General features: G+C 72.1%; 20 protein-coding genes and 2 pseudogenes. 10 read left to right on the top strand and 12 right to left on the bottom strand.

The genetic code is table 11. The annotated features are described in order from the left end of the window. Nucleotides 1–228: 228 nt before the first annotated feature. Entirely contained in the window at nt 229–822 is a 594-nt protein-coding gene (locus tag DSC45_RS25690; RefSeq protein ID WP_119294292.1) for an EamA/RhaT family transporter, read from the bottom strand. Nucleotides 823–1,940: 1,118 nt separating this feature from the next. Next, nucleotides 1,941–2,279, bottom strand: coding sequence for an SH3 domain-containing protein (locus DSC45_RS25685; protein ID WP_119294291.1), 339 nt, complete (start codon nt 2,277–2,279; stop codon nt 1,941–1,943). 134 nt (nt 2,280–2,413) lie between these two features. Here DSC45_RS25685 and DSC45_RS25680 point away from each other — a divergent pair, with 134 nt between their 5' ends. Then, nucleotides 2,414–4,837, top strand: a complete 2,424-nt coding sequence (locus tag DSC45_RS25680; protein ID WP_119294290.1) for a serine/threonine-protein kinase — start codon at nt 2,414–2,416, stop codon at nt 4,835–4,837. An 80-nt stretch (nt 4,838–4,917) separates the two neighbouring features. Here the strand turns inward: DSC45_RS25680 and ilvD are convergent, their stop codons facing one another. From ilvD to DSC45_RS25660, 4 genes and pseudogenes are all read right to left on the bottom strand, one after another. After that, the gene (gene ilvD, locus DSC45_RS25675; RefSeq protein ID WP_119294289.1) at nt 4,918–6,768 is read right to left on the bottom strand and encodes a dihydroxy-acid dehydratase; all 1,851 of its coding nucleotides are present in this window, start codon (nt 6,766–6,768) and stop codon (nt 4,918–4,920) included. 205 nt (nt 6,769–6,973) lie between these two features. Next, entirely contained in the window at nt 6,974–7,591 is a 618-nt protein-coding gene (locus DSC45_RS25670) for a TetR/AcrR family transcriptional regulator (protein ID WP_119294288.1), read from the bottom strand. Continuing rightward, a complete protein-coding gene (locus DSC45_RS25665; protein WP_119294329.1) occupies nt 7,588–8,418 on the bottom strand; it encodes a sugar phosphate isomerase/epimerase family protein in 831 nt (276 codons plus the stop codon). Before DSC45_RS25665 ends, DSC45_RS25670 begins: the two co-directional genes overlap by 4 nt. Nucleotides 8,419–8,642: 224 nt before the next feature. Next, nucleotides 8,643–9,563 (bottom strand): annotated as a pseudogene (locus DSC45_RS25660) (Ppx/GppA phosphatase family protein); the annotation flags it as partial. Between the two features lie 71 nt (nt 9,564–9,634). On the opposite strand from DSC45_RS25660, the gene DSC45_RS25655 reads away from it, so the two are divergent. After that, nucleotides 9,635–10,537, top strand: a complete 903-nt coding sequence (locus DSC45_RS25655; protein ID WP_205571428.1) for a DUF3109 family protein — start codon at nt 9,635–9,637, stop codon at nt 10,535–10,537. 183 nt (nt 10,538–10,720) lie between these two features. Here the strand turns inward: DSC45_RS25655 and DSC45_RS25650 are convergent, their stop codons facing one another. Further along, nucleotides 10,721–12,532 (bottom strand): BACON domain-containing protein, encoded by a 1,812-nt coding sequence (locus DSC45_RS25650; RefSeq protein WP_119294287.1) that lies wholly within the window; start codon nt 12,530–12,532, stop codon nt 10,721–10,723. Between the two features lie 345 nt (nt 12,533–12,877). On the opposite strand from DSC45_RS25650, the gene radA reads away from it, so the two are divergent. Further along, nucleotides 12,878–14,287, top strand: coding sequence for a DNA repair protein RadA (radA, locus tag DSC45_RS25645; protein ID WP_119294286.1), 1,410 nt, complete (start codon nt 12,878–12,880; stop codon nt 14,285–14,287). A gap of 66 nt (nt 14,288–14,353) precedes the next feature. After that, nucleotides 14,354–15,478: a DNA integrity scanning diadenylate cyclase DisA gene (gene disA, locus DSC45_RS25640; protein WP_119294285.1), complete on the top strand. Its 1,125-nt coding sequence runs from the start codon at nt 14,354–14,356 to the stop codon at nt 15,476–15,478. Between the two features lie 100 nt (nt 15,479–15,578). Here disA and DSC45_RS25635 read toward each other — a convergent pair whose 3' ends face one another. Then, complete coding sequence (locus tag DSC45_RS25635) at nt 15,579–16,397, bottom strand: hypothetical protein (protein ID WP_119294284.1); 819 nt, start codon at nt 16,395–16,397, stop codon at nt 15,579–15,581. A 279-nt stretch (nt 16,398–16,676) separates the two neighbouring features. Between DSC45_RS25635 and DSC45_RS36135 the strand changes: the two are divergent. Next, nucleotides 16,677–17,294: pseudogene (locus DSC45_RS36135) on the top strand (phosphatase PAP2 family protein); the annotation flags it as partial. Between the two features lie 365 nt (nt 17,295–17,659). On the opposite strand, the gene DSC45_RS25625 reads toward DSC45_RS36135, so the two are convergent. Together DSC45_RS25625 and DSC45_RS25620 are read right to left on the bottom strand one after the other, a co-directional pair. Then, nucleotides 17,660–18,322, bottom strand: a complete 663-nt coding sequence (locus DSC45_RS25625; RefSeq protein WP_119294283.1) for a response regulator transcription factor — start codon at nt 18,320–18,322, stop codon at nt 17,660–17,662. After that, the gene (locus DSC45_RS25620; RefSeq protein ID WP_240434841.1) at nt 18,319–19,986 is read right to left on the bottom strand and encodes a sensor histidine kinase; all 1,668 of its coding nucleotides are present in this window, start codon (nt 19,984–19,986) and stop codon (nt 18,319–18,321) included. The genes DSC45_RS25625 and DSC45_RS25620 overlap by 4 nt, the downstream gene beginning before the upstream one ends. 141 nt (nt 19,987–20,127) lie before the next feature. Between DSC45_RS25620 and DSC45_RS25615 the strand changes: the two genes are divergently transcribed. From DSC45_RS25615 to cseC, 5 genes are all read left to right on the top strand, one after another. Then, entirely contained in the window at nt 20,128–21,039 is a 912-nt protein-coding gene (locus tag DSC45_RS25615; protein WP_119294282.1) for an HhH-GPD family protein, read from the top strand. Nucleotides 21,040–21,293: 254 nt separating this feature from the next. Then, nucleotides 21,294–21,833, top strand: coding sequence for a SigE family RNA polymerase sigma factor (locus DSC45_RS25610; RefSeq protein ID WP_119294281.1), 540 nt, complete (start codon nt 21,294–21,296; stop codon nt 21,831–21,833). A gap of 35 nt (nt 21,834–21,868) precedes the next feature. Further along, nucleotides 21,869–22,471 (top strand): hypothetical protein, encoded by a 603-nt coding sequence (locus DSC45_RS25605; RefSeq protein ID WP_119294325.1) that lies wholly within the window; start codon nt 21,869–21,871, stop codon nt 22,469–22,471. Nucleotides 22,472–22,480: 9 nt separating this feature from the next. After that, nucleotides 22,481–23,200 carry a two-component system response regulator CseB gene (gene cseB / locus DSC45_RS25600; protein ID WP_119294280.1) on the top strand — a complete coding sequence of 240 codons (720 nt, stop codon included), beginning with the start codon at nt 22,481–22,483 and terminating at the stop codon, nt 23,198–23,200. Next, complete coding sequence (gene cseC, locus DSC45_RS25595) at nt 23,197–24,564, top strand: two-component system sensor histidine kinase CseC (RefSeq protein ID WP_119294279.1); 1,368 nt, start codon at nt 23,197–23,199, stop codon at nt 24,562–24,564. The genes cseB and cseC overlap by 4 nt, the downstream gene beginning before the upstream one ends. Before the next feature lie 27 nt (nt 24,565–24,591). Here the strand turns inward: cseC and DSC45_RS25590 are convergent, their stop codons facing one another. Beyond that, nucleotides 24,592–25,056 (bottom strand): VOC family protein, encoded by a 465-nt coding sequence (locus tag DSC45_RS25590; RefSeq protein ID WP_119294278.1) that lies wholly within the window; start codon nt 25,054–25,056, stop codon nt 24,592–24,594. Between the two features lie 61 nt (nt 25,057–25,117). Beyond that, entirely contained in the window at nt 25,118–25,657 is a 540-nt protein-coding gene (locus tag DSC45_RS25585) for a helix-turn-helix transcriptional regulator (protein ID WP_119294277.1), read from the bottom strand. Nucleotides 25,658–25,705 lie beyond the last annotated feature (48 nt).

Here is a 25,705-nt window from a genome sequence, read left to right as displayed (position 1 = left end):
GGAGCTCGGAGCTCGGAGCTCGGAGCTCGGAGCTCGGAGCTCGGAGCTCGGAGCTCGGAGCTCGGAGCTCGGAGCTCGGGGAAGGCTGGTCGGGTGGCGCCGGGGCGGAGGCGGTGCCGGCACAGGTCCGGGGCGGGGGGCGCCCCGGGGTGTTCAGTTGGTGCCGGGTCCCGAGGCGGCTTCGTGAGGAGTGAGTCGGGGTGGGCTGGGGGGTGGTGCGCGGGTCTGTCAGCGCTTTCGGTTGCGGCGGGCGGCCGGGTTGCGGGTACGGCGGCTGGTGCGGCGTTCGTACTGGCTGCGGGACGTTTCGTATTCGCTGCGGCGCAGCTTCTCGCCCGGGGCCTCCGTCAGGGAGCGGAAGAAGTAGGCGAGGAGCACGCCGACGAAGCCGATCGCCAGCATGCTGCGGAGGGACTGCTGAGTCTCGGGGTCGAGGCGCTTGCCGTACGACTCCCAGGTGCGGCGGAAGGCGATGGCGCTGCAGACGGCGAAGACCACCACGACCAGGAGGTTCACGAAGCTGCCGACCTTGGCGATCTCCAGGCCCTCGTAGGCGAAGCGCAGGACGAAGCAGCCGGCCGCGGCGGCCGCGAGGGAGCCGACGGCGACGCCGACGCGGCGTAGGCCGTAGCCGTTGTCGTGTTCGAGCCAGGTCGTGCCGAAGAAGCGGAGGGCCTCGGGCTCGGGGCCTGCCGCGGGGGTGTCCGTTGCGGTGCCGGGCTTGGGTCGGCCCTCGGCGTGCTGTCGTGGTGTGCCGTCGGTGCCGTCGCCGGAGCCGGTCTTGCCTGAACCGGTCTCGGGGTTGTCGCTCTCTTCGCTCACCGCTCGATTATCGCCCGCCGGGTCTCGCGAACGTGTGTGGCCCTCCGGGCCGACCCGGCCACGCACGCGCGCAGTGCACGCGCGCGTGGCGGTGGATCGGTGGCGAGGTGTGGGTCACTGGAGCACGAACGCCAGACTCTGCGGACGCGCTGGGCCCTGCGGACGCCGCTAGGCCAAGCGGAAGACCGCGTACGCCGACAACCGTCCGGCAAGTGCCGGAGGGGTCGGCCGCCGGAGCACGACAACCCCACACCTTGCGGGAACCGCCGCCGGATCCGCGGAGGCCGCTGGGCCGGGCAGAGAACGGCACACGCGCCAGCCAAGGGAGGAGCATCCGGGAGACCTCGTAAGGGAGTGCTGCCGGAACACGAACCCGCGAGCCTCGCGACCGCCCGACCTGCGCCGTCACTGGACCACGCGGAAGACGACGGGCGCTGACAACCGGAGGGCCTGCCCACTCCAGGTGCCGGAACCGAAGGCCCCCGGAGCACGAACCCCCGTACCCGCGGGCGCCCGTCGACCGCGCGGGCTGCCAGCCGGAAAGCCGTCCGACAGAGTCGGCAGACCAGCGGACCACCGGACGTACCCGCCCCACCACCACACCAGCCCAAAACAATCCACACCGACACCCGCAACACCAACCCACAGACGCCAAACCCGAAAACCACAGAAACACGAACCCCAGGCCCCGCGGACGCACGCCAGGCCGGCCGGGCCAACTCGCACCGAAGCCGGAAAGCCGTCCGACAAGTGGCAGACCAGCGGAGCACCAGACGAACCCGCCCCACCACCACACCAGCCCAAAACAATCCACACCGACACCCGCAACACCAACCCACAGACGCCAGACCCGAAAACCACAGAAACACGAACCCCAGGCCCCGCGGACGCACGTCGACCGCGCGGGCTGCCAGCCGGAGAGCCTTCCGGCAGGTGCGGGAGCGGCGGCGCTGCCACGGGCCCCAGACGCTGCCGCCGCCGCTGGACCAGGCGGGGGCGGCTCGCGTCGCCCGCCGGATGGCCATCCGGCGAGTCGCCGGCGCGCGACCCTTGGACCCTGCGGACCCCGCCCAGTCGGCTTCCGGCAGGTCAGGTACGTCAGGTCAGGTCAGGTCAGGTCAGGCGCAGGGTGGGGCGATGAAGCCGTCTGAGCCGGTTTTCACGAAGGTGTCGGAGACGAACTCTCCGTTGGCGATGTTGTTCCAGATGTTCGAGGTGCCGTACGGGCCGCTGACGGACTCGCCCCGGGTCTGGCAGTAGACGCGGACCGAGGAGCCGGCCGCGAGGACCCGGACGAGGCGGTAGTTCGTGCCCGGGCCGCTGCGGACGTTGAGCCGGTATCCGGGCGCGACGGGATACGAGCGGGCCTGGGCCTCGACACCCTCGACATCCCCGACCGCCGCAGCCGTCTCCGCGTTCACCGCTTCCCCAGCAGTCCCGGTGTCCTCAACAGCCATACTGGCCACCCCCGTTAATCAAGTAGTACGTCGTCATTCGCAGCGCGCCGAGGCTAGCAAGCCCCACCTGACTCGCACGCATCATCGACTAGGCTCTGCGCGTCGCGCGCGGACGGATACTCGGGGGGTGGCCGATGCCGCCACAGCGCAGAATCGGACCCGGTCCGGAAACGGAATTCACCGAACAGCCTCTGTACGCAGGCCATTACCGCCTGGAGGAACCGCTCGGCTCCGGCGGCATGGGCGTGGTCCACCTGGCCCGCTCGGCCTCGGGCCTGCGGCTCGCCGTGAAGGTGGTGCATCCGGAACTCGCCGAGGACCGCGAGTTCAGAGGCAGGTTCCGCCAGGAGGTCGCTGCGGCCCGGCGGGTCAGCGGAGCGTTCACCGCGCCCGTGGTGGACGCCGATCCGCACGCCGAGCAGCCTTGGATGGCCACGCTCTACATCCCCGGCCCCACCCTCGAAGACCATGTGAAGCGGAACGGAGCGCTGCCGCCCGACCGGCTTCGCCGGTTACTCGCCGGCCTGGCCGAGGCGTTGCGCGACATCCACCGCGTCGGCGTGGTGCACCGCGACCTCAAACCGAGCAATGTCCTGCTCGCCGAGGACGGCCCCAAGGTCATCGACTTCGGGATATCCCGGCCCGCGGACAGTGAACTCCACACGGAGACCGGCAAGTTGATCGGTACGCCACCGTTCATGGCGCCCGAGCAGTTCCGCAGACCGCGGGAAGTCGGCCCGGCTGCCGATGTGTTCGCGCTCGGATCGGTGCTGGTGCACGCGGCGACGGGACGCGGCCCGTTCGACTCGGACAGCCCCTACGTAGTGGCGTACCAGGTCGTGCACGACGAGCCCGATCTCGCGGGTGTGCCGGACGACCTGGCCGGGCTCGTGGCACGGTGTCTGGCCAAGGAGCCGCGGGACAGGCCGACTCCCGACGAGTTGATGGGCGAGTTGCGGGCGATCTCGGCTTCGTACGAGACCCAGGTGTTCGCTCCGTACGGGAGCCGCTCGCAGGGGGTTCGCCCGTACGACAGCGCCGGCGGGCCTACGGGGGACGGTGCGCGGCTCGCGGGGGCGAGGGCGTTCATCCCGGCCCAGCGGGACGAAGGCGACGGCCGACACGATGAACGACACGAGCCCGCGCTCACACACGTGTCCGACCGCAGGAGCGGCGGCGGGCGGGGACGCCCCCGCCTCGGCAGGTCGCGGCTCGGCCGATCGCGACTCGGCCGATCGCGACTCGGCCGATCGCGATCGGATCGACCACCCCGGTCGGTCTGGTCGCGGCGAACGCGCCTGGTCGTCTGTGTTCTCGCTGTCGCGGTCGCTGCCGGGGTGACCGCGTCGTTCACCGTTCTCGGCGTCGGCGAACCCGCGGACCGTACCGGCGCAGGCGCCGCTCCTCCGAAGGCTCCCGATCCGAAGGCGCCCGAGGCGACGTCGCCCACGCGCGCGTGGAGCACGTTCTTGCGGCCGAGTGGGGCGCGGCCGGCGTCAGGCGGCACACCCCACTGCGTACGCACGGCCGCCCCGAAAGCGGGAGCGGGGACCCCGAAGGCAGGCGCGGGCGCCCGGCTCTACTGCGCAGCCCCCGGCATCAGCGCGGCCGCCGTCGATGCCGAGACCGGCAAGGTCCGGTGGTCTCGCCCGGCGCCCACCAAGGCCCCATCGCTGGACGCGCCTGCGGCCCCGGTCCTGTCGGGCGGCCTCGTACAGACCGTCACCGACGCGGGCGGCGTCCTCAAGGCGCTCGATCCGGATACCGGCCGCACGCGTTGGTCCCGGGACCTCGAGGCGTACGCGGGCCGGGTCGCCCACGCGCGCGACACCGTGCTGCTGATGACCGCCCGGGGCACGCTGCGCGGTCTCGACGCCCGTGACGGCAGCGTCCGTTGGCAGCGCAGCTACCCGGGCCTGCAGGACGCCACTCTGTGGGCCGGTGACGACGGCCGTGTCCACTCGGTCAGCGCGCGAGGCACCGGCAGTCTGGTGACCGCCCTCGACCCGCGCACCGGCAGCCAGCTGTGGCAGCGGCACCTGGAGGGCAGCCTGACGCCCGTCGGTGCGCGCGACGGCACCGTGTGGTTCCAGGAGACCGACCGGGACTCGTACACGGTCGCCGTGGTCCGTTACGACGCGACGCGACGTGCCGTACGCCGCGTACCGCTCGATGTGCCGCTGCCCGACGCGGTGGCGAGCCTGCACCGGGGCACGGTCCATCTCCTGGGTGCGGGCGGCGGTCTGGTCGCGGTGGACACCGAGGGGGCGGACGCCGGACAGCGGTGGCGGCTCGAGACGTCGGTGAGCCAGGGCTCCGCGCCCACGGTCGCGGGCAGCACCGTGTACTTCGGCGCGGCCGACGGCCGGCTGATCGCCGTGGACGTACGTGACCGGCGGCCGGCGCTGCTCGGGCAGACCGACCCCAGGCCCAGCGGCCGTACGGGAGCGCTCGCGTCCGCTCTGGGCCGGCCGTCGGCGGGCGACGGCAGGGTGTTCGCCACGGCTCCCGACGGTTCGGTGTTCTCGCTGCCTTCGCGGTCGCCGCAACAGTGGTGAACCCGCTGTCCTGACCGGACGCCGACGGGCGGCACCCGACTCGCGGATGCCGCCCGTGCGTGTAGCGCCAGGACGCGGATTCAGCCCAGCTTGCTGACGTCCCGGACCGCGCCCTTGTCGGCGCTGGTGGCCATCGCGGCGTAGGCACGCAGGGCGGTGGAGACCTTGCGCTCGCGGTCCCCCGGGGCGTAGACGCCGCCGAGGGCAGCGCGGCGGGTCGCCAAGTCCTCGTCGGAGACCAGCAGTTCGATGGACCGGTTGGGGATGTCGATACGGATGCGGTCACCCTCCTCGACGAGGGCGATGGTGCCGCCGGAGGCCGCCTCGGGCGAGGCGTGCCCGATGGACAGGCCCGAAGTGCCGCCGGAGAAGCGGCCGTCGGTGACGAGCGCGCAGGTCTTGCCGAGTCCGCGGCCCTTCAGGAACGACGTCGGGTAGAGCATCTCCTGCATGCCGGGGCCGCCCTTGGGGCCCTCGTAGCGGATGACGACGACGTCGCCGTCCTTGATCTGCTTGGTGAGGATCTTCTCGACGGCCTCGTCCTGCGACTCGCAGACGACGGCCGGGCCTTCGAAGGTCCAGATCGACTCGTCCACGCCCGCGGTCTTCACCACGCAGCCGTCGACGGCCAGATTGCCCTTGAGGACCGCGAGGCCGCCGTCCTTGGAGTACGCGTGCTCGACGGAGCGGATGCAGCCGCCCTCGGCGTCCGTGTCGAGGGTTTCCCAGCGCTCCGACTGCGAGAAGGCCTCGGCGGAGCGGACGCAGCCGGGGGCCGCGTGCCACAGTTCGAGGGCTTCGGCGGAGGGTGAACCGCCGCGCACGTCCCAGGTCTTGAGCCACTCGTCGAGGGACGCGGCGTGCACCGAGTGGACGTCCTCGTTGAGCAGGCCGCCGCGCTGGAGCTCGCCGAGGATGGCGGGGATTCCGCCGGCCCTGTGCACGTCCTCCATGTAGTACGTGCCGCCCGGCGCGACGTTCGGCGCGACCTTCGACAGGCAGGGGACACGGCGCGAGACGGCGTCCATGTCGGCCAGGTCGTAGTCGAGCTCGGCCTCCTGGGCGGCGGCGAGGAGGTGCAGGATCGTGTTGGTCGAGCCGCCCATGGCGATGTCCAGGGCCATGGCGTTGTCGAAGGCCTCGCGGGTGGCGATGTTGCGCGGCAGGACGGACTCGTCGCCGCCCTCGTAGTAGCGCTTGGCGATGTCGACGACCGTGCGGCCGGCCTGCTCGTAGAGGGCGCGGCGGGCGGTGTGGGTTGCGAGGACCGAGCCGTTGCCCGGCAGGGCCAGGCCGATGGCCTCGGCGAGGCAGTTCATCGAGTTGGCGGTGAACATGCCGGAACAGGAGCCGCAGGTCGGGCAGGCGTTCTCCTCGATGCGGAGGATGTCCTCGTCCGAGACGCTCTCGTCGACCGCGTCCGAGATGGCGTTGACCAGGTCCAGCTTGCGGACGGTGCCGTCCACGAGGGTGGCCTTGCCGGCCTCCATCGGGCCGCCGGAGACGAAGATCGTCGGGATGTTGAGGCGCAGGGCGGCCATCAGCATGCCCGGGGTGATCTTGTCGCAGTTGGAGATGCAGATCAGGGCATCGGCACAGTGCGCCTCGGTCATGTACTCGACGGAGTCGGCGATGAGGTCGCGCGAGGGCAGGCTGTAGAGCATGCCGCCGTGGCCCATCGCGATGCCGTCGTCCACCGCGATCGTGTTGAACTCGCGGGGCACCGCGCCGGCCGCCAGGATCGCCTCGGAGACGATCCGGCCGACCGGGGCCAGGTGGGTGTGGCCGGGGACGAACTCCGTGAAGGAGTTGGCGACGGCGACGATCGGCTTGCCGATGTCCGCGCTCGCTACGCCCGACGCCCGCATAAGGGCGCGGGCGCCCGCCATGTTGCGGCCGTGGGTGACAGTGCGGGACCTCAGCTCGGGCATCGTCGCTCGCTCCTCAGACGGGTCCTCGGGTCCGCGGACGGGCCCTCGGGCGGCCCTCGGGGAAGATCCCTGAGGGCGTTGTCGGCAATTGGGGTGTCTACGAGCGTACGCCGCCGCTCCACCATCCGGACCCGCTGTCCGGAGAATGGGACGTACGGCTCATCTGGTGAGCCGCCACCGGGAGCCGCCGCCGCGGACACCCGCCTCAGGGCTGGGTCAGGTACCGCTCGAGCGTCGGGGCGACCATCGTGACGATGTCCTCGACGTCCGCGGACGCGATCGGCTCCATCTTGACGACGTACCGCAGCATGGCGATCCCGATCAGGTGACCGGCGGCGAGCTGGGCGCGGAACTCGGGATCGGGTACGTCCAGAGTGCAGGCCACGCGCGCGAGGAGGCGCTTTTCGATGAGCTTGCGGAGCGTGGCCGCCGCGGTCTCGTTGGTGAACGCCGAGCGCATCACGGCGAGCACCGGGAGCCGGGTCACCGGGTTCTCCCAGACGCCGAACAAGTGGCGGGCCATGCTTTCGCCCGCCTTCTCCGGACCGGCTGCGGCGATCGCGTCGGGGATGGCGAGCGCGGGTGCGAAGGACTGCTCGACGGCCGCGCCGAAAACGTCCTCCTTCTTACCGAAGTAGTGGTGCACCAGGGCGGGGTCCACACCGGCCGCCTTGGCGATGCCGCGTACCGAGGTCTTGTCGTAGCCCCGCTCGGAGAACTCCTCGCGCGCGGCGTCCAGGATCCGGTCGCGTGTGGCCGGCCCCGAGGCGGCCTCCGTACGGGACGGCCGGCCCCGGCGGCGCGGGGTGCCGGCCGCCGTCACGGACGCTCCGTGACCGTCCTGGCCGCGGAGGCCAGGTGCAGCCGGGTGAAGGCGAGCGCCTCGGCGAGATCGGCCTCACGTTCGGCGCTGGACATGGCGCGACGGGTGTTGACCTCGATGACGACGTGACCGTCGAATCCGGAGAGTGCGAGGCGTTCGAGCACCTCCGCGCACGGCTGGTCGCCTCGGCCGGGGACCAGGTGCTCGTCCTTGGCGGAGCCCTGGCCGTCGGCGAGGTGCAGGTGGGCGAGCCGGTCGCCCATTCTGTCGATCATGTCCATGGCGCCGGTACGGGCGGTCGAGGTGTGCGAGAGGTCTACCGTGAAGTGCCGGTAGTCGTCCTTGGTGACGTCCCACTCGGGGGCGTAGGCGAGCATCTCGCGGTCGCGGTAGCGCCACGGGTACATGTTCTCCACCGCGAAACGCACGTCCGTCTCGTCGGCCATGCGCCACAGGCCGCTGACGAAGTCCCGGGCGTAGCTGCGCTGCCAGCGGAACGGCGGATGCACCACGACCGCGCTCGCACCGAGCTTCTCCGCTGCGGCCTGGGCGCGCTGCAGCTTCACCCACGGGTCGGTGGACCACACGCGCTGGGTGATCAGCAGGCACGGGGCGTGCACGGCGAGGATCGGGACCTGGTGGTAGTCGCTGAGCCTGCGCAGGGACTCGATGTCCTGGCTGACGGGATCCGTCCAGACCATCACCTCGACGCCGTCGTAGCCGAGGCGCGCGGCGATCTCGAACGCGGTCGCCGTCGACTCCGGGTAGACCGAGGCCGTCGACAGCGCGACCTTCGCGTCCGGGATGCGTACTGCTGACTCCGCCACGGACGACAGCGTACGGGCCCGGTCTGCGAGGTCGTGGGGCCCGGCGGGCGGCTGCGGGGGCCCGGTGGGCAACTGACCGTCCTCGTCCGTCTCTTCCGCGCTCAACGGTCCGCCCGGTTGCTCTCGTGCGGGCCGCCGTGCCGGCCGGGCTCGCGGACACCGTCCCGGCCGAACTCCTGCACCCCGTCCTGGCCCGTCCCCGGGACGCCGCCGTGGCCGTTGGGCAGGTGGTCCAGGCGGCGCAGGATGACGCCCTCGCGCAGCGCCCAGGGGCAGATCTCCACGGACTCGACGCCGAACAGGTCCATCGCTCCCTCCGCCACCAGCGCTCCGGCGAGCAGCTGCCCGGCCCGTCCGTCGGACACGCCCGGCAGTTCGCACAGCTCTGCCTCGGTCATCGCGGCGAGCCGCGGCACCCAGTCCTCGAGCGATTTCCGCTTGAGTTCCCGCTGTACGTAGAGGCCTTCGGCGGACCGTGCGGCACCGGCCAGCCGGGCCAGCTGCTTGAACGTCTTGGACGTGGCCACGACGTGGTCGGGGCCGCCGAAGCGGCTGAACTCGCCGACGACACGGGCGATCTGGGCCCGTGCGTGGCGGCGCAGTGCCTTCACGTCCTGCGGGTCGGGCGGGTCACCGGGCAGCCAGGCGGAGGTGAGCCGTCCGGCGCCGAGCGGCAGCGACACCGCGGCGTCGGGCTTCTCGTCGATGCCGTACGCGATCTCGAGCGAGCCGCCGCCGATGTCGAGGACGAGGAGCTTGCCCGCGGACCAGCCGAACCAGCGGCGGGCCGCCAGGAAGGTGAGCCGCGCCTCCTCCTCGCCGGACAGGACCTGCAGGTCGACGCCGGTCTCGCTCCTGACGCGGTCGAGCACCTCGTCGGCGTTGGTGGCCTCACGTACGGCTGACGTCGCGAACGAAAGGACGGATTCGCAGCCCTTGTCCTCGGCCGCGACCAGGGCGTCACGCACGGTGGCGACGAGCAGGTCGACGCCTTCGGCGCCGATCGCACCGGCCTCGTCGAGGAGTTGGGCGAGCCGCAGCTCCGCCTTGTGCGAGTGCGCGGGCAGCGGGCGGGCGCCCGGGTGCGCGTCCACCACAAGGAGGTGCACGGTGTTCGAACCCACGTCGAGGACTCCGAGTCTCATACGGAAAACGCTACTGCGCGTTCGGAGGTGGCCGGTCCACATGTGGCGTATGCCGCGCATACCCTGGACATGTGGCCAAGACGAAAAAGGCGAAGAGCGACAAAACCCCCAAGGCTTCGAAGAAGGACTCCAAGGTGGCCGGTAAGAACAAGGGCGCCAAGGACGCGAAGCGGTCGTCCGGGGCGGCGAAGCCGCCGACCGGGGCCGCACTGATCGCTCCTGCCGACGACGAGAAGGGACTGGACTTCGACCGCGCCTGGGTCGAGTTCCCTGATCCGGCCGACGACGAGCAGATCTTCCGCTGCGACCTGACATGGCTGACGTCCCGCTGGAACTGCATCTTCGGCAGCGGCTGCCAGGGCATCCAGGCGGGCCGCGCCGACGACGGCTGCTGCACGCTCGGTGCGCACTTCTCGGACGAGGACGACGAGAAGCGGGTAGCCGGCCACGTGTCGAGACTCACTCCGGAGATCTGGCAGTACCACGACGTCGGTTCGCAGACAGGCTGGGTCGAGGAGGACGAGGACGGCGACCGCCAGACGCGGCGCTGGAACGGCTCGTGCATCTTCCAGAACCGGCCCGGTTTCGCCGGCGGCGCCGGCTGCTCGCTGCACATCCTGGCGCTGCAGGAGGGCCGCGAACCGCTGGAGACCAAGCCGGACGTCTGCTGGCAGCTGCCGGTCCGCCGGACCTACGAGTGGATCGAGCGTCCCGACGACACCAAGATCCTTCAGGTGTCGATCGGCGAGTACGACCGGCGCGGCTGGGGTCCCGGCGGTCACGACCTGCACTGGTGGTGCACCTCGGCGACGTCCGCGCACGGCGCGGGTGACCCCGTCTACGTGTCGTACGCGCCGGAGCTCAAGGAGCTGATGGGCAAGGACGGTTACGACCGCCTGGTCGAGCTCTGCGAGCAGCGGCTGGCCTCCCAACTCCCGCTGCTCGCGCCGCATCCGGGGGACCCGACCGGCTGAGGGCGGACGGCTGTCGGGCCGGCTCGGGAGCGCGTGCTCTCGGGCCGGTCTTCTTGTGTCCGGGTGATCGCGTTCTGTCCGGGTGATCGTGTTCGCCGACCCCCGCGCCTTCGCTGCCCGGCGGGTGGCCCGGGCTGTCGCTGCGCGATCGTTCCGGCAGAGCGGTACGGACCGGGCGCGGACTCAGTCCGTGGGACTCGGTTCGCTGCTCGGCGGGTCGGTCGGGGTCGGCTCGGTGGGCTCCGGGGAGGAGTCCGTGGGAGTGGGCTCCGGCGAGCTCGGGGGCGGATCCGACGGAGGCGGAGTGGTCTCCGGGGGCGTGGGGTCCGGGTCCTGCGACGACGGCGGCGGGTCCGAGGGCGGCGGCGTCGTGGGGCGGCCGGGGTCGGACGGTGACGGGCTGGTGGCCCCGTATCCGTCGATGGCCACCACCGAGTTCCCCGGGCCGACCGCGATCCGCGCGCTCCAGTGCCCGTCCGGCTCGCGGTCATGGTTCACGTACACCCGGAAGCTCACGGACTCACCCGGCATCAACGTCCCCGACGAACGGGTCAGATACAGCCAGTACGCGCGCGTGGAGGCCGACCAGTGGACCGCCTCCCCGCCGGACGCGGTCAGTGTGACCACCGTGGCACCGCCGCTCGGCTGCGCGGAGACGGTGAGCCTGCCGGGACCTACACCGCTGTGCGAGGGATCGGCGCCCGGGCTGATCACCTCGACCGAGACGTCGGGCGAACGGCTGCCCGCGGTGAAGCGGGGGTCGGGGTCGGTACGGGCATTGCCCGCGTTCTCGTAGTCGCGGGCGTCGTCGTCGGCGACGCCGGACTCCTCGCTCTCGCTCGCGCTCACGGAGGATCCGTCACGGCCCTCGCCGATCAGGGGTGCGCCACGGTAGGCCGCCCACAGGGCGAGCACCGGGGCGGCGACCACGGTGGCGACGACCGTCGTGGTGACGGCACGTGCGCGCAGCCGGTCGCGGCGGGCGGCACGGTCCTTGGGGTCCATCGGGAAGCCGCGGCGGTCGAAGCGCGGAGCGCCTCCACGCGCGTGTGCCGCACTTCCCATGGCCGCGTGGGCCGCTGCGCGCGGCGCCGCGATGACCGGCAGCGCGGCCGCGGTGGCGGTGGTCCCCGGCCAGGCGGCGGCGCCCGCACGCTCGGCGGTACGGCGGCAGCGGGGGCAGTCGTCCACGTGCCGGACCAGTTCGGCGCGCAGGGCAGTGCCGAGCAGGAGTTGGTTGTCGCCGGTGAGCCTGGCCACGCTGGGGCAGGTGCCCTTCTCGACGACGGCGAGTGCGGCCCGGGTGCGCTCCACCTCGCAGGCGGCGGCCGAGAGCAGTTCGCGCGCGGTGACCTGCTCCATGCCGAGCACGGAGGCGACCTCGCGCGTGGACAGGCCGTGGCGTACGGCGAGTTCGAGTGCCTCGCGCTGCTCGGGGGTGGTGCCGGCGGCCTCCGGCCAGGCCAGCAGGGCCAGTTCACGACGGCGCTCCTGGTCGGAGGCGACGGTCGGGTCCGCGGTCTCGGCCGGCTCGGTCCGTGCCGTCCCGGCCTTCGCCTTGCCTGTCTCGTCGGCCCAGGCCGGGGCGGTGGTTCCGGTCGGCTTGCCTGAATCCGCCTTGCCCCCGTCCGCCTTGCCCGAGGCCGCCTTGCCCGAGGCGGGCGGCCGCGCGCGGTGGGCGGCCTGGCGCTTGCGCCTGGCCTCGGCCAGCTGGCGCAGACAGGCCCAACGGGCCAGGGCGTAGAGCCACGCCCGGCGCTCGGAGTCGGCGGCCGGCGCGCGCGTGCCCCGGCGCTCGGCGAGCGCGAGGACGTCGCCCAGGGCTGCGGTCGCCACGTCGTGATCGCACAGGACCGACAGGCAGTACGTGAACAGCCCGTCCAGATAGGGCTCGTACTGCACCGGAGGCGCCTGCGGAGCGGGGCGGGACGCGCGCGGGTGCGCCCGGTGTGCGCCGGTGCGGTGCGTGGGGTGTTCCGGGCTCCTTGTGGTCACCCGTGCGACCGTAGGCGGCCCGGCCCCGTGCGGTCCGCCCGCTCCGTCACCTTTAATCCTTACGGGTGAACAGATCGCTCGAAAGGGGACAGGAACCCTGAATTCCGGGTCAAGCCGGTGTCGACCGAGGTGCGCTTGCAGGCTGCACACGGCGCAGGGTGCATCTCTACGCGCGCGTGGACCCCGATTGCGGCGACCCCGCCTTCGGCAGCCGCCGGCCCTCCGCGACGGATCCGAAGAAGCGCCACCGTGCGCCCCCGCGCCGGGACCCCGCGGGTGCGTGCCGGATACGGGCTCGAGCCTCGCCACCACGCGATGTCAGTGCCCCGCTATACGGTTCCGGGCATGGCTGCCCGTACGAAATCCACCAAGGACCGTCCGTCCTACCGCTGCACCGAATGCGGCTGGCAGACGGCCAAGTGGCTCGGCCGCTGCCCCGAGTGCCAGGCCTGGGGCACCGTCGAGGAGTACGGCGCGCCCGCGGTCCGCACCACGTCCCCGGGCCGAGTCACCAGCTCCGCGCTGCCGATCGGCCAGGTCGACGGCCGTACGGCCACGGCCCGTTCCACCGGTGTCGACGAACTGGACCGGGTGCTCGGCGGCGGCCTGGTCCCCGGCGCGGTGGTCCTGCTCGCGGGCGAACCCGGCGTCGGCAAGTCCACGCTGCTGCTCGACGTGGCCGCCAAGGCGGCAGGCCCCGACCACCGCACCCTGTACGTCACGGGCGAGGAGTCGGCGAGCCAGGTCCGGCTGCGCGCCGACCGCATCGACGCCCTCGACGACGACCTGTACCTGGCGGCCGAGACGGATCTGGCCGCCGTTCTCGGTCATCTGGACGCCGTCAAGCCGTCGTTGCTCGTCCTGGACTCCGTACAGACCGTGGCCTCACCGGAGATCGACGGCGCACCGGGCGGCATGGCCCAGGTCCGCGAGGTGGCCGGCGCGCTGATCCGGGCATCCAAGGAACGCGGTATGGCCACCCTCCTGGTGGGCCACGTCACCAAGGACGGCGCGATCGCGGGACCCCGGCTCCTGGAGCATCTCGTCGACGTGGTCCTGAGTTTCGAGGGTGACCGGCACGCACGGCTCCGCCTGGTGCGCGGGGTCAAGAACCGCTTCGGGGCGACCGACGAGGTCGGCTGCTTCGAGCTGCACGACGAGGGCATCACCGGACTCGCCGACCCCTCGGGCCTGTTCCTCACCCGGCGCGCGGAGCCGGTCCCCGGCACCTGTCTGACCGTCACCCTCGAAGGACGGCGCCCCTTGGTCGCCGAGGTGCAGGCCCTGACCGTCGACTCGCAGATCCCCTCGCCGCGACGTACGACGTCCGGCCTGGAGACCTCACGCGTGTCGATGATGCTGGCCGTGCTCGAGCAGCGCGGCCGGATCAGCGCCCTCGGCAAGCGCGACATCTACAGCGCGACGGTCGGCGGTGTGAAGCTCTCCGAGCCGGCCGCCGACCTGGCGATCGCCCTGGCTCTGGCGAGCGCGGCAAGCGACACTCCCCTGCCCAAGAACCTGGTCGCCATCGGCGAGGTAGGTCTCGCGGGCGAGGTGCGCAGGGTCACCGGAGTGCAGCGGCGCCTCGCCGAGGCGCACCGTCTGGGCTTCACCCACGCGCTGGTTCCCAGCGATCCCGGCAAGGTCCCCGCGGGCATGCGGGTGACCGAGGTGGCCGACATGGGAGACGCCCTGCGCGTACTGCCGAAGAGGCGTAGGGCAGAGCCCCCACGGGAGGACGCCGACCGCCGGTAGACTTTGCCCCGGTCTCGCCCATCCGTACGAACCAGGGCATGGACAACCTGCGACCGGAGGAGTGCAGTGGCAGCCAACGACCGGGCGACAGCTCCCGGAAAGTCGGGCGCTAGTTCCGGTGCTGACGGCCTGATGCGCGCCTCACTGAGCGCTGTGGCTCCCGGCACCGGGCTGCGTGACGGCCTCGAGCGCATCCTCCGCGGCAACACCGGCGGTCTCATCGTGCTCGGCTGGGACAAGACCGTCGAGTCGATGTGCACGGGCGGATTCGTCCTGGACGTCGAGTTCTCGGCCACACGGCTGCGTGAACTCTGCAAGCTCGACGGCGGCATCATCGTCGACAAGGACATCACCAAGATCCTTCGGGCCGGCGTGCAGCTGGTCCCGGACCCGACCATCCCGACCGAGGAGACCGGCACCCGGCACCGCACCGCGGACCGGGTCAGCAAGCAGGTCGGCTTCCCGGTCGTCTCGGTCTCCCAGTCGATGCGTCTGATCGCCCTGTACGTGGACGGTCAGCGCCGCGTCCTCGAGGACTCCGCCGCGATCCTCTCCCGGGCCAATCAGGCACTCGCCACCCTCGAGCGGTACAAGCTCCGCCTCGACGAGGTGGCCGGCACGCTCTCCGCACTCGAGATCGAGGACCTGGTGACGGTCCGCGACGTCACGGCAGTCGCCCAGCGACTCGAGATGGTGCGCCGTATCGCCACCGAGATCGCCGAGTACGTGGTGGAGCTCGGCACCGACGGTCGCCTCCTCGCCCTGCAGCTCGACGAGTTGATCGCGGGCGTGGAGCCGGAGCGCGAGCTGGTCGCGCGGGACTACGTACCCGAGCCGACCGCCAGGCGCACGCGTACGGTCGACAGCGCCCTCGCCGAACTGGACAAGCTCACCCACACCGAGCTGCTCGAACTGCCCACGGTCGGGCGGGCCCTGGGGTACACGGGATCGCCCGAGGCGCTCGACTCGGCGGTGTCCCCACGCGGCTACCGGCTGCTCGCCAAGGTGCCGAGGCTGCCCGGAGCGATCATCGACCGGCTCGTGGAGCACTTCGGCGGACTGCAGAAGCTGCTCGCCGCCAGCGTCGACGACCTGCAGACGGTCGACGGTGTGGGCGAGGCCCGCGCCCGTTCCGTCCGTGAGGGCCTCTCGCGGCTCGCGGAGTCGTCGATCCTCGAGCGGTACGTGTAGAGCACTTCCCCCGGGCCGTAGGACGCTGTCCCGGTGCCGTACGTGTCGGGCGCTGTCGCGCGCGGCGCCGGCTTCGGCTCCGCGCGCGGACTCTTGCCCCTCAGGCCTCTTCGATGACGAAGGACGTACGCGCCGTGGTCAGGTCCGGCGTGACGACCTCGACCAGGTACGTGCCGGGTCCCGCCGAACCGGGCCGCGGCGACTGGCACTTCTCCTCGCTCGGCTTGCGGTCCCACTCGAAGGTCTGCGTGATCTTCCCGTCGCCCGGCACCCGGAGCAGGACGCTGCCGGCGCCGCTCGGGCAGTCGTCGGAGGACCAGACAGGCTGGTCCTCACCGGCCGGAGTGATCGTCAGGACCGCCTGCTTGGGGCCGAGGTCGGCCTTGCAGTCGTCGCCCGCGCTGTTGGTGACGACCAGTTCGAGGCGGGGCTTCTCGCCCGGCTCGTAGGTGTTGTGGATGCTGCGCAGGGTCAACTTGACGTTTCCGGGGGTGCAGTTGGGGAGGGTGGAACCGGCGGGCACGCGCTGGCCGGAACCGCCGCCGCCCTTCCCGCCACCCGCCACACCGTCCGTGCCGGCGTCGCCCGAGCCGCCGCCCTTGCCGTCGTCGCCGCCCGCGCCGCCCTCGCCGTCTGACCCCTCGCCGTCACCCGAACCGTCGCCGCCGTCGCCCGACTCGTCGCGTCCGCCCGGCTGTTCGCTGATGGCGGGTCCGGAGCCCGAGGGGCCGGGGGTGATGGAGGGCGCGGGGTTCTTGCCGTTCTTCCCGTCGGCGCCGTTGTTGCTCCCGCCTCCGGAGAGGCTGAAGGCCCACACGATCAGGAGGGCCAGGACCGCGAACAAGGACAGCAGAACGGCCCTCCGTCGCCAGTAGATGGAGGAGGGAAGCGGCCCGATCGGATTGCGCAGAGATCCCACGGCGCAAACTGTACGAGAGATCGTGCTCATCTCCCGCCCCACCCGCCGCCTGGATGCGCATCTTTTGCGGATCATCATTCGGATCCGGGGCGGGGAGCGTGCTGAACGTCCGTCCACAGGTGTCCTGTTGCCGCGGTTCCGCAGCGGGTCCGGACGCTTCGGGTGGGTGCGTCCGAGAAGACTCTCGGGCGGGGGCTGTCTTTCGTAAGGGGCAGGACCGGACGGTCGGCGGGAGTGCGGGTGCGGGAGCACTCCGTAGCGTCCTTCACCATGGATGCCATGGACCCGAACACCCCGATAGACACCTCCGGCCTGTACCGCGACATCACCGACTTCGCCGCGGACATGCCCGAGTGGACGCAGCACGTCGCCGAGTTGTGGACGGAAGGCGGCCTGCTCCTGTTCGGGGTGTTGTTCGTCGTCGCCTGGTGGCGGACGCGGCACTCGGAGTCGCGTGCCCTCGCGGTGGCCGTCCTCGCACCGCCGGCGACCGCCCTCGCCTACGTCGGCAGTGAGCTGTTCAAGTCCGTGGTGGACGAGGAGCGGCCGTGCCGGGCCGTGTCGGGCGCTGCGGCGTCCCTGGTGACGTGTCCGCCGGTGGGTGACTGGTCGTTCCCCAGCAACCATTCGACGATCGCCGGGGCCGCGGCTGTGGCGCTGGCTCTCGCGTGGCGGGGCATCGGGTGGCTGACGCTGCCGATGGCGGTCCTGATGGCGTTCTCGCGGGTCTTCGTGGGCGTGCACTATCCGCACGACGTCGTGGTCGGTCTGCTGCTGGGTGGGCTGGTGGCGTTCTTGGTCCTGCGGCTCGGGGCGCGGCCCGGGGCGCACGTGGTGGAGTCCATGCGGGGGTCGTCGGCGGGAGTGGTCCGCTGGTTCGCGGGGCCGGGGCTGCCGGTCGTCGAGCCCGGCTACTCCCGTGCTGCAGGTCCTGCCGGGGCTGCCGGTCCTGCAGGTCCTGCAGGTCCTGCCGGTGCGGGGTATGCGGGGTACGGCGGGTATCGCGCGGCGGGGCAGTCTGGTGAGCCGGCACCCGAGTACACCGGTCATGCCGGTTACGGCGGTTACCCCGGGGGCGCCGGCGGGACCGGCCCATCCGGTCAGCCTGGTTACGGGGGTTACAGGGGTTACGCCGGAGAGCCCGCCCGCCCCAACTACACCGGTCACGCAGGCGAGTCCGGTTACCCCGGCGAGTCCGGTTACGCGAACGACCCCGCCCGCGCCGCGCATCCGGATCACCCCGGTTACGCCGGGAACCCCGGTCACCCCGACGACCGGCCCGCCAGCCCCGCCTCGTAGGCGACGATCGCGGCCTGGACCCGGTTCCTGACCTCGAGGCGGTCGAGGACCGCGCTCACGTACGCCTTCACGGTCCCTTCCACCAGATGCAGCCGGGCGGCGATCTCCGGGTTGGACAGGCCTTCGCCGACGAGACCGAGCACCTCGCGTTCACGGGGTGAGAGGGCTGCAGCACGCGCGCGTGCGGCAGCCTCACGGCCGAGCCGTTCGCCGCCGTAGCCGTCGATGACGTGGCGGGCCACCTTCGGCGACAGGAACGCCGCACCGGAGGCCACCGCCCGTACCCCTGCCAGGAGCTCGTGCGGATCGCCGGACTTCAGCAGGAACCCGGTGGCTCCGCCGGACAGCGCACGCGCGACGTAGGCGTCCTCCGAGAACGTCGTGAGCATCGCGACGCCCGTGCCGGGCATCGTACGGACGATCTCTTCCGCGGCGGCGAGGCCGTCCAGACGCGGCATCCGGATGTCGAGCAGGGCGACGTCGGGCCGGTGGGCCTGCGCGAGGGACACCGTCTCGTGCCCGTCCCCCGCCTCTGCGACCACTTCGACCCCGGGGTCGGCGGCGAGGATGGCACGCACCCCTGCGCGGATCATCGCCTCGTCGTCGGCCAGCAGAACCCTGATCACGTGCCACGCTCCCCGGTGCGCCGCCCGTCGGCGGTCGGTACGACGTCCTTGGCGACCAGACGGCCGTCCGTGAAACACAGTCTGAAGTGCTCGACGGCGGCGAAGAGTTCACCGCCGGCACGGTAGTAGCGGCAGTCCGCGCCATCGGGCGCAGCCGGGGCCCGTTCGGACGGCGGATCGTCGGCCTCCCGCCTCGGCAGTAGCCGCTCGACCTCGCGCTGCGTCTCGCCGACGTGCAGGGCGTCGTAAGCACCGGGCTCGAGCGCGGAGGCGCTACGGCTGTACGCGTACCAGCCGAAGGCACCCGCGACGAGCACCACGCCCACCGCTCCCGCCGCTGCGAACGCGCTGTAGGTACGGCGGCGGCCGACCTGCCACGCGCGCGTGGCGTCCGCGACCTGTCCCTCGCCGCCGATCGCCACCGCTGAAGGCCCCGCAGGCGGCCCTGCGGGACCGTCTGCCGCACCTCCACGCGCGCGTGGACCGTCCGAACGTTCGCCGTAGGGGAGCCGGGCCCGCACTTGGAAGCCGTCCCCGTGCCGGCCCGCCTCGAAGGAGCCCCCGGTCGCCGTCACCTGCCCCCGCAGCCCGAGCAGCCCCGAACCGCCATCCGGTCGGGGCGGAACAGGGGTCCACGCGCGCGTACCGCCGTCGTCCGTGACCGTGACCGTGACGCCATCGAGCGTGCGCTCCAGGTCGACGGTGACGTGCGCATCGGGCGCGTACTTGGCGGCGTTGGTCAGCGACTCCTGTACGACACGGTGCACGGTCCGCCCCACCCGGGATGTGTCAGGGGCTCCGCTGCCACCGTCTCCCCTGCCGTCACGGGCTCCCGCGCCGAGCCGGACCCGGAGCCCCGCGGTCGCCGCACGGTCCACCAGCTCCTCCACGGACTCGCCCGCGGGGGCGAGCGGCGCGGGTTCGTCCTCGCCGCCCTCGAGCAGGCCGATGATCTCGCGCAGCCGATCCGTGGCGTCGGCTGCGGTGGTACGCAGTTCGGCGGCGTCCTGGCGTCGGTCGGCAGGGAGGTCGGGCGCGATCTGCAGGGCAGCAGCGCGCAGCGCGACGAGGCTCAGCTCGTGGCCGAGCGAGTCGTGCATCTCCTGGGCGATCCTGGCCCGTTCCCGCAGCCAGGCCCGCTCGGTGACGATGTGCCGTTCGCGCTCGAGCTGCTCGGCCCTGGCCAGCGCGGCCGCGGCCAGCTCCCGGTGCTGCCCCCACGACCGCCCCGCCAGCCACGGCACGTACGCGACGAACAGCAGCGTCCCGGCGAGCACGAACCACTCGGTGGCCGGATCCCGGTCCCGTACGAGAATCACGGTGGCCCCGAGCACGCCGACCGCCGCGAGCGCGTACGCCGTGGGCCGGCCGCCCGGGGTCCCGCGCAGTCCGAGCAGCAGACACAGGACGGCGAGAGCGGGGCCGTAGGAAAGGGTGAAGAGCGAGGCGTTCGCCGTGAGCCCAAGCCCCGCGGCCAGCAGTACCGCAGCCAGCGGCCACCGCCGGCGGACACCGACCGCCACGGCGAGCACGACAAGGCCGGCGGCACCCCGCCACCAGGGACCCGGCTCGTTGAATCCCAGACGATCGGCCACCAGGAGAGGCGCGACAAGCAGACCCCACAGCACCCCGTCGGCAACCCACCGACGCCCGAAGAACGACACCCGACGACGCTACCTGCGCTCCCTCACCGCGCACCCCTGCCGATCGTCAGGTCCTGGAGGGCCGCAACGGCCGTCCGCCGCGGACGACCCGGCACGCCGGGCGCCCCCGGATGCCGACCCCGTGGCAGGATCGGCCCTGCCATGACTGCAACCACACACACGCCAGAAGCCGTCGACTCCCCCCACGGCCTCCACACCCCCGTCATCGCCTGGTTCGACGCCCACGCGCGCGACCTGCCGTGGCGGCGGCCGGAGGCAGGCCCGTGGGGCGTGATGGTCAGCGAGTTCATGCTGCAGCAGACCCCGGTGAACCGTGTCCTGCCGGTGTACGAGCACTGGATGGCTCGCTGGCCCCGCCCGGCCGACCTGGCCGCCGAGGCACCCGGCGAAGCGGTCCGCGCCTGGGGCCGCCTCGGCTACCCGCGGCGCGCACTGCGCCTGCACGGGGCTGCCGTGGCCATAAAGGAACGCCACGGCGGGGACGTACCGACCCAGCATGCGCAGCTGCTCGCGCTGCCCGGCATCGGTGAGTACACGGCCGCGGCCGTCGCGTCGTTCGCGTACGGCCAGCGCCACCCGGTCCTTGATACGAACGTGCGCCGGGTGTTCGCGCGCGCGGTCACCGGCGTCCAGTACCCGCCGAACGCGACGACGGCCGCCGAGCGCAGGCTGGCCCGCGAACTGCTCCCCGAGGACGAGGCGACGGCGGCCCGCTGGGCGGCGGCGTCGATGGAACTCGGCGCGCTGGTGTGCAGCGCCAAGAACGAGGAGTGCGGCCGCTGCCCGATCGCCGCCCAGTGCGCTTGGCGGCAGGCCGGGAAGCCGGCCCACCAGGGCCCCGCGCGCCGCGGCCAGACCTACGCGGGCACCGACCGGCAGGTCCGCGGCAAGCTGCTCGCCGTGCTGCGCGAGGCGGTGGCCCCCGTGCCGCAGTCGGTACTCGACCGGGTGTGGGACGAGCCGGTGCAGCGCGCCCGGGCCCTCGACGGCCTCGTGGCGGACGGTCTGGTGGAACCGCTGCCGAGCGGCGAGTACCGCCTCCCGCTCACCTGACGCGCCTCGGTCGCCCGCCTGAAGGCGGCACCGAGGTCACACCCGAACCCCTCATCCATGGCCTCCGCATTCCGCCATGGACCCGCACAACACGGGCGTGACCTTAGGCTTTGCCTACTTCTGTTACACAAACGAGGGGCAGCCGTGTATCCCCCGCATGCCTTCCCCCGACGCCCCGTTACACCCGCTCCGTAACTTCAAGATGTGCCGGGCGGGGGTCCGGTTCCACGGTGAAGGAACGGAGGCGGTTGGGAATGGCGCACGGCGAGGTGCTGGAGTTCGAAGAGTACGTACGCGCCCGGCAGGACGCCCTGCTGCGCAGCGCCCGCCGCCTGGTCCCCGACCCGACGGACGCGCAGGATCTGCTGCAGACCGCGCTGGTGCGGACGTACCACCGCTGGGACGGGATCGCCGACAAGCGTCTGGCCGACGCCTACCTGCGCCGCGTGATGATCAACACCCGCACGGAATGGTGGCGTTCCCGCCGTCTCGAGGAGATACCCACCGAGCAGTTGCCGGAGCGCCGTATCGAGGACGCCAGCGCGCAGCACGCGGACCGTGCGCTGCTGATCGAGGTACTCAAGAAGCTCGCTCCGAAGCAGCGCAGCGTCGTCGTCCTGCGACACTGGGAGCAGATGTCCACGGAGGAGACGGCCGCCGCCCTCGGCATGTCGGCCGGAACGGTCAAGAGCACCCTGCACCGTGCCCTTGCCAGGCTCCGCCAGGAGCTGGAGAGCCATGACCGGGAGGGTCACGGCCAGGAACGTGAGGAGCGGGAGCGTTGCGCTGCCTGAACGGCGACGACCCGGGAATACGACGCCCGAAGGCGGTGAGCGCGGCAGCGGCCGCGTTCACCGCCCTCGCACTTCTCATCGGCGCGCTCGCCGCCTGCGGTACGGGAGGCACGGGAGCCAGGGACGAGGGCCCGGCGAACAGCGACACGGTCACGGAGGCCTCACCGTCCGGCTCCACCGCACCGTCGGTCCCCCGGGTCGACGCGGTCGCGCTGGTCAAGCGCGATCCGAAGGTGAGCAAGGCGGTCAAGCAGGACCTCAAGCCCTGCGTGGAGAACGAGTACCCGGTCGACGTCTCGTACGGCAGCAGTACCTCGGGCAGCTCGTCCGACGTCGTGGTGAACGTGATGACGTGCGGGGACGCGGTGGGTGTCGGCAGCTACGTCTACCGTGCCGAGGGCAAGCAGTACAAGAACGTCTTCCGTGCGGAGGACCCACCGGTCTACGCGGAGATCGACCGCGGGGACCTGGTCGTGACCAAGCAGGTGTACGACAAGGGCGACCCGGTGACCCTGCCGTCCGGCGAGGAGATCGTGACCTACCGCTGGCGGGACGCGAGGTTCGTCGAGGTGGAACGGCGACACAACGACTACAGCGGCGCGGTGAACGGCGATTCGCCGGCGCCCGAGGAGGACTGAGAGCAGCGGATGGCCGATCACACCCATGTGCTCTTCGTCGAGGACGACGACGTCATCCGCGAGGCCACACAGCTCGCCCTGGAGCGTGACGGTTTCGTGGTCACGGCGCGGCCCGACGGCCTCGCGGGACTCGAGGCGTTCCGCGCCGACCAGCCGGACATCGCACTGCTCGACGTCATGGTGCCGGGCCTGGACGGGGTCTCTCTGTGCCGCCGGATCCGGGACGAGTCCACGGTCCCGGTGATCATGCTGTCGGCCCGCGCCGACTCGATCGACGTGGTCCTGGGTCTCGAGGCCGGCGCGGACGACTACGTGACGAAACCGTTCGACGGGGCGGTGCTGGTGGCGCGGATCCGTGCCGTACTGCGCCGGTTCGGGCACGCGGGCGGGCCGGGCCAGCCGCCGCGGCAGGCCGAGGCGGTGGGGCAGCGGCAGGACGACGACGGGACCCTGACGTTCGGCGATCTGGAGATCGACACGGTCGGCATGGAGGTTCGCAGGGGCGGCAGGCCCGTGTCCCTCACTCCCACCGAGATGCGGCTGCTGCTCGAGTTCTCCGCCGCGCCGGGCACGGTGCTCTCCCGCGACAAGCTGCTCGAGCGGGTCTGGGACTACGGCTGGGGCGGTGACACCCGCGTCGTGGACGTCCATGTCCAGCGGCTCCGCAGCAAGATCGGCCAGGACCGGATCGAGACGGTCCGTGGCTTCGGCTACAAGCTCAGGGCATGACCCGCCGCACACCGGGCGAAGACCGGGGGAAACTGCAGTCGCTCCTCGCCAGAGGCCTGGCCAGAGGATTCCGCACCGGCCTGCGCTGGAAGCTGAGCGCCGCCATCGCCCTGGTCGGCGCGCTGGTCGCACTCGCCCTCAGTCTGGTCGTGCACAACGCGGCCCGGGTCGCGCTGCTGGACAGTGCGCGGGACGTGCAGGACGAGCGGGTCCGCTACGCCCAGCGGATCTACGACTCGACCGGGCGCATCCAGTTCAAGACGCGGGTCGACGATCCGGAGCTGCCCGAGGACCTGAAGTCCAAGGCCGCCGCTGGACGTCGCGCCACCTTCGTCCAGGAGAAGGGCGAGGGCGCCCCCGACATCTGGGCGGCCACGCCGGTCAAGGACGGCAGGGTGCTGTCGCTGCACACCAGGTTCACCGACCGCAGCGCCACCGTGATGAAGGACCTCGATCAGGCCCTGGTCATCGGCTCGATAGCGGTGGTGCTCGGCGGCTGCGCACTCGGTGTGCTGATCGGCGGCCACCTGTCGCGCCGCCTGCGCCGCGCGGCGGCCGCGGCCAACCAGGTCGCGCAGGGCCAGACCGACGTACGCGTACGGGAGTCCGTGGGCGGCGTCGTGCGGGACGAGACGGATGATCTGGCGCAGTCGGTGGACGCGATGGCCGACGCGCTCAAGGAGCGGTACGTGGCGGAGCGCCGCGTCACCGCCGATATCGCGCACGAGCTGCGTACCCCGGTGACCGGCCTGGTCACGGCCGCCGAGCTGCTGCCGGCCGGTCGGCCGACCGAGCTGGTCAAGGACCGGGCGCAGGCGATGCGCACGCTGGTCGAGGACGTGCTCGAGGTGGCGCGGCTCGAAGGATCGGCGGAGCGCGCCGAGCTGCAGGAGATCGACCTGAGCGAGTTCGTGACGCGACGCGTCGCGGTGCTCGATCCCGACGTACGCGTGACGATCCTGCACCGGTCGGAGGTGAGCACCGACCCGCGCCGCCTGGAGCGCATCCTCGGCAACCTCCTGGCGAACGCGGCCAAGCACGGCAAGCCCCCGGTCGAGGTCGTCGTGGAGGGCCGGACCGTGCGCGTACGCGACCACGGGAGTGGGTTTCCGGAGACGCTGGTCTCCGAGGGCCCGAGCCGCTTCCGCACCGGGAGCGCGGACCGTGCGGGGCGCGGGCACGGGCTCGGTCTGACGATCGCGGCCGGTCAGGCCCGGGTGCTCGGCGCCCGCCTCACCTTCCGCAATGTGCGGCCACCGAACGGCGACGGGCCCGTCGAGGGAGCGGTCGCCGTGCTCTGGCTGCCCGAGCACGCGCCGACCAGCACCGGCAGTTTTCCGATCGTGCGGCTGCCCGGGGAGTGACTCACCGGGCGAGCTGCCGCCGCCGGGCTACGTCCGGTCGGCCTCCACGCAGCCCCAGTCCTGGTCCAGGTCGAGCCCGCCCTCGCGGGGCTGGGTGAACGAGAACCAGTTGCCGGAGTCGTCGCGGAACACCGCCTCGGTGCCGTACGGCCTCTCCTGCGGACTCTGCAGGAACTCGACGCCGCGCTCCTTCAGCCTGGCGTAGTCCCCGTGGATGTCGTCCGTGGTGAGCGATCCCGCGCCGAGCATGCCCTTGGCCACGAGAGTGCGCACGGCCGCGGCGGACTCCTCGTCCATGGCCGCACTGCCGGGCACCATCAGGGTGAGCTGCACTTCCGGCTGGTCCTGCGCGCCGACCGTGATCCAGCGCATCCCGCCCTCGCCCAACGTCATGTCCGCGCGGAGCTCGAGCCCGAGCTTCTCGGTGTAGAACTCCTTGGCCCGGTCCTGGTCGAGGACCCAGACGGTGGAGATGGCAAGCCCTTTGATCATGGTGTGCTCCGTGGTGGGGGTGGCCGTCGTCCGGTCCCTGCCACCGTAGGCAGCACGGCTCTCACTCGGCTTCCTCGATGTTGCGAACCTGCGCCTCGGGTCCGTCGTCGTCCTGTGCCGCCGACGGTCCCTCGTCATCCCGTACCTCAGACGCCTGTGCGGTCCGCCCGGGGAAGCCGCCGGCCCAGAGCAGGGCGTGGCAGCCCGGGATCATCGCCGCGGCCGGGCCCGCGTTCCGTCCGCGGTACTCACGCGGTGAGAAGCCCGTCTGCTGCTTGAAGCGGGTGCAGAAGGTGCCGAGGCTGCTGAATCCGACCAGGTGGCAGATCTCGGTGACCGAGAGATTCGCCGTACGGAGCAGGTCTCCCGCCCGCTCGATACGGCGCCTCGACAAGTACTGGCCGGGCGTCTCGCCGTAGGCCGCCCGGAAGGCGCGGACGAAGTGGAAGCGCGAGTACCCGGCGTGCGTCGCGACCGCATCCAGGTCGAGGCCGGGATCCGCCCAGTCGCGGTCCATGGCGTCCTTGGCCAGGCGCATCCGGCGCAGCTGGGCGAGCTGCGCGGGGCCGGGTCCGCCGGGGCTCTTTTCCACTCTGCCCATGCTCCCACCCGGCACCGACAGCACCCCGCCCACGAGAGAGTGCCGCCG

Origin of the sequence: Streptomyces sp. YIM 130001, assembly GCF_003574445.1 — a bacterium.
Classification (GTDB): Bacteria; Actinomycetota; Actinomycetes; order Streptomycetales; family Streptomycetaceae; genus Streptomyces.
This window is presented reverse-complemented; position numbering and strand designations above follow the sequence as displayed.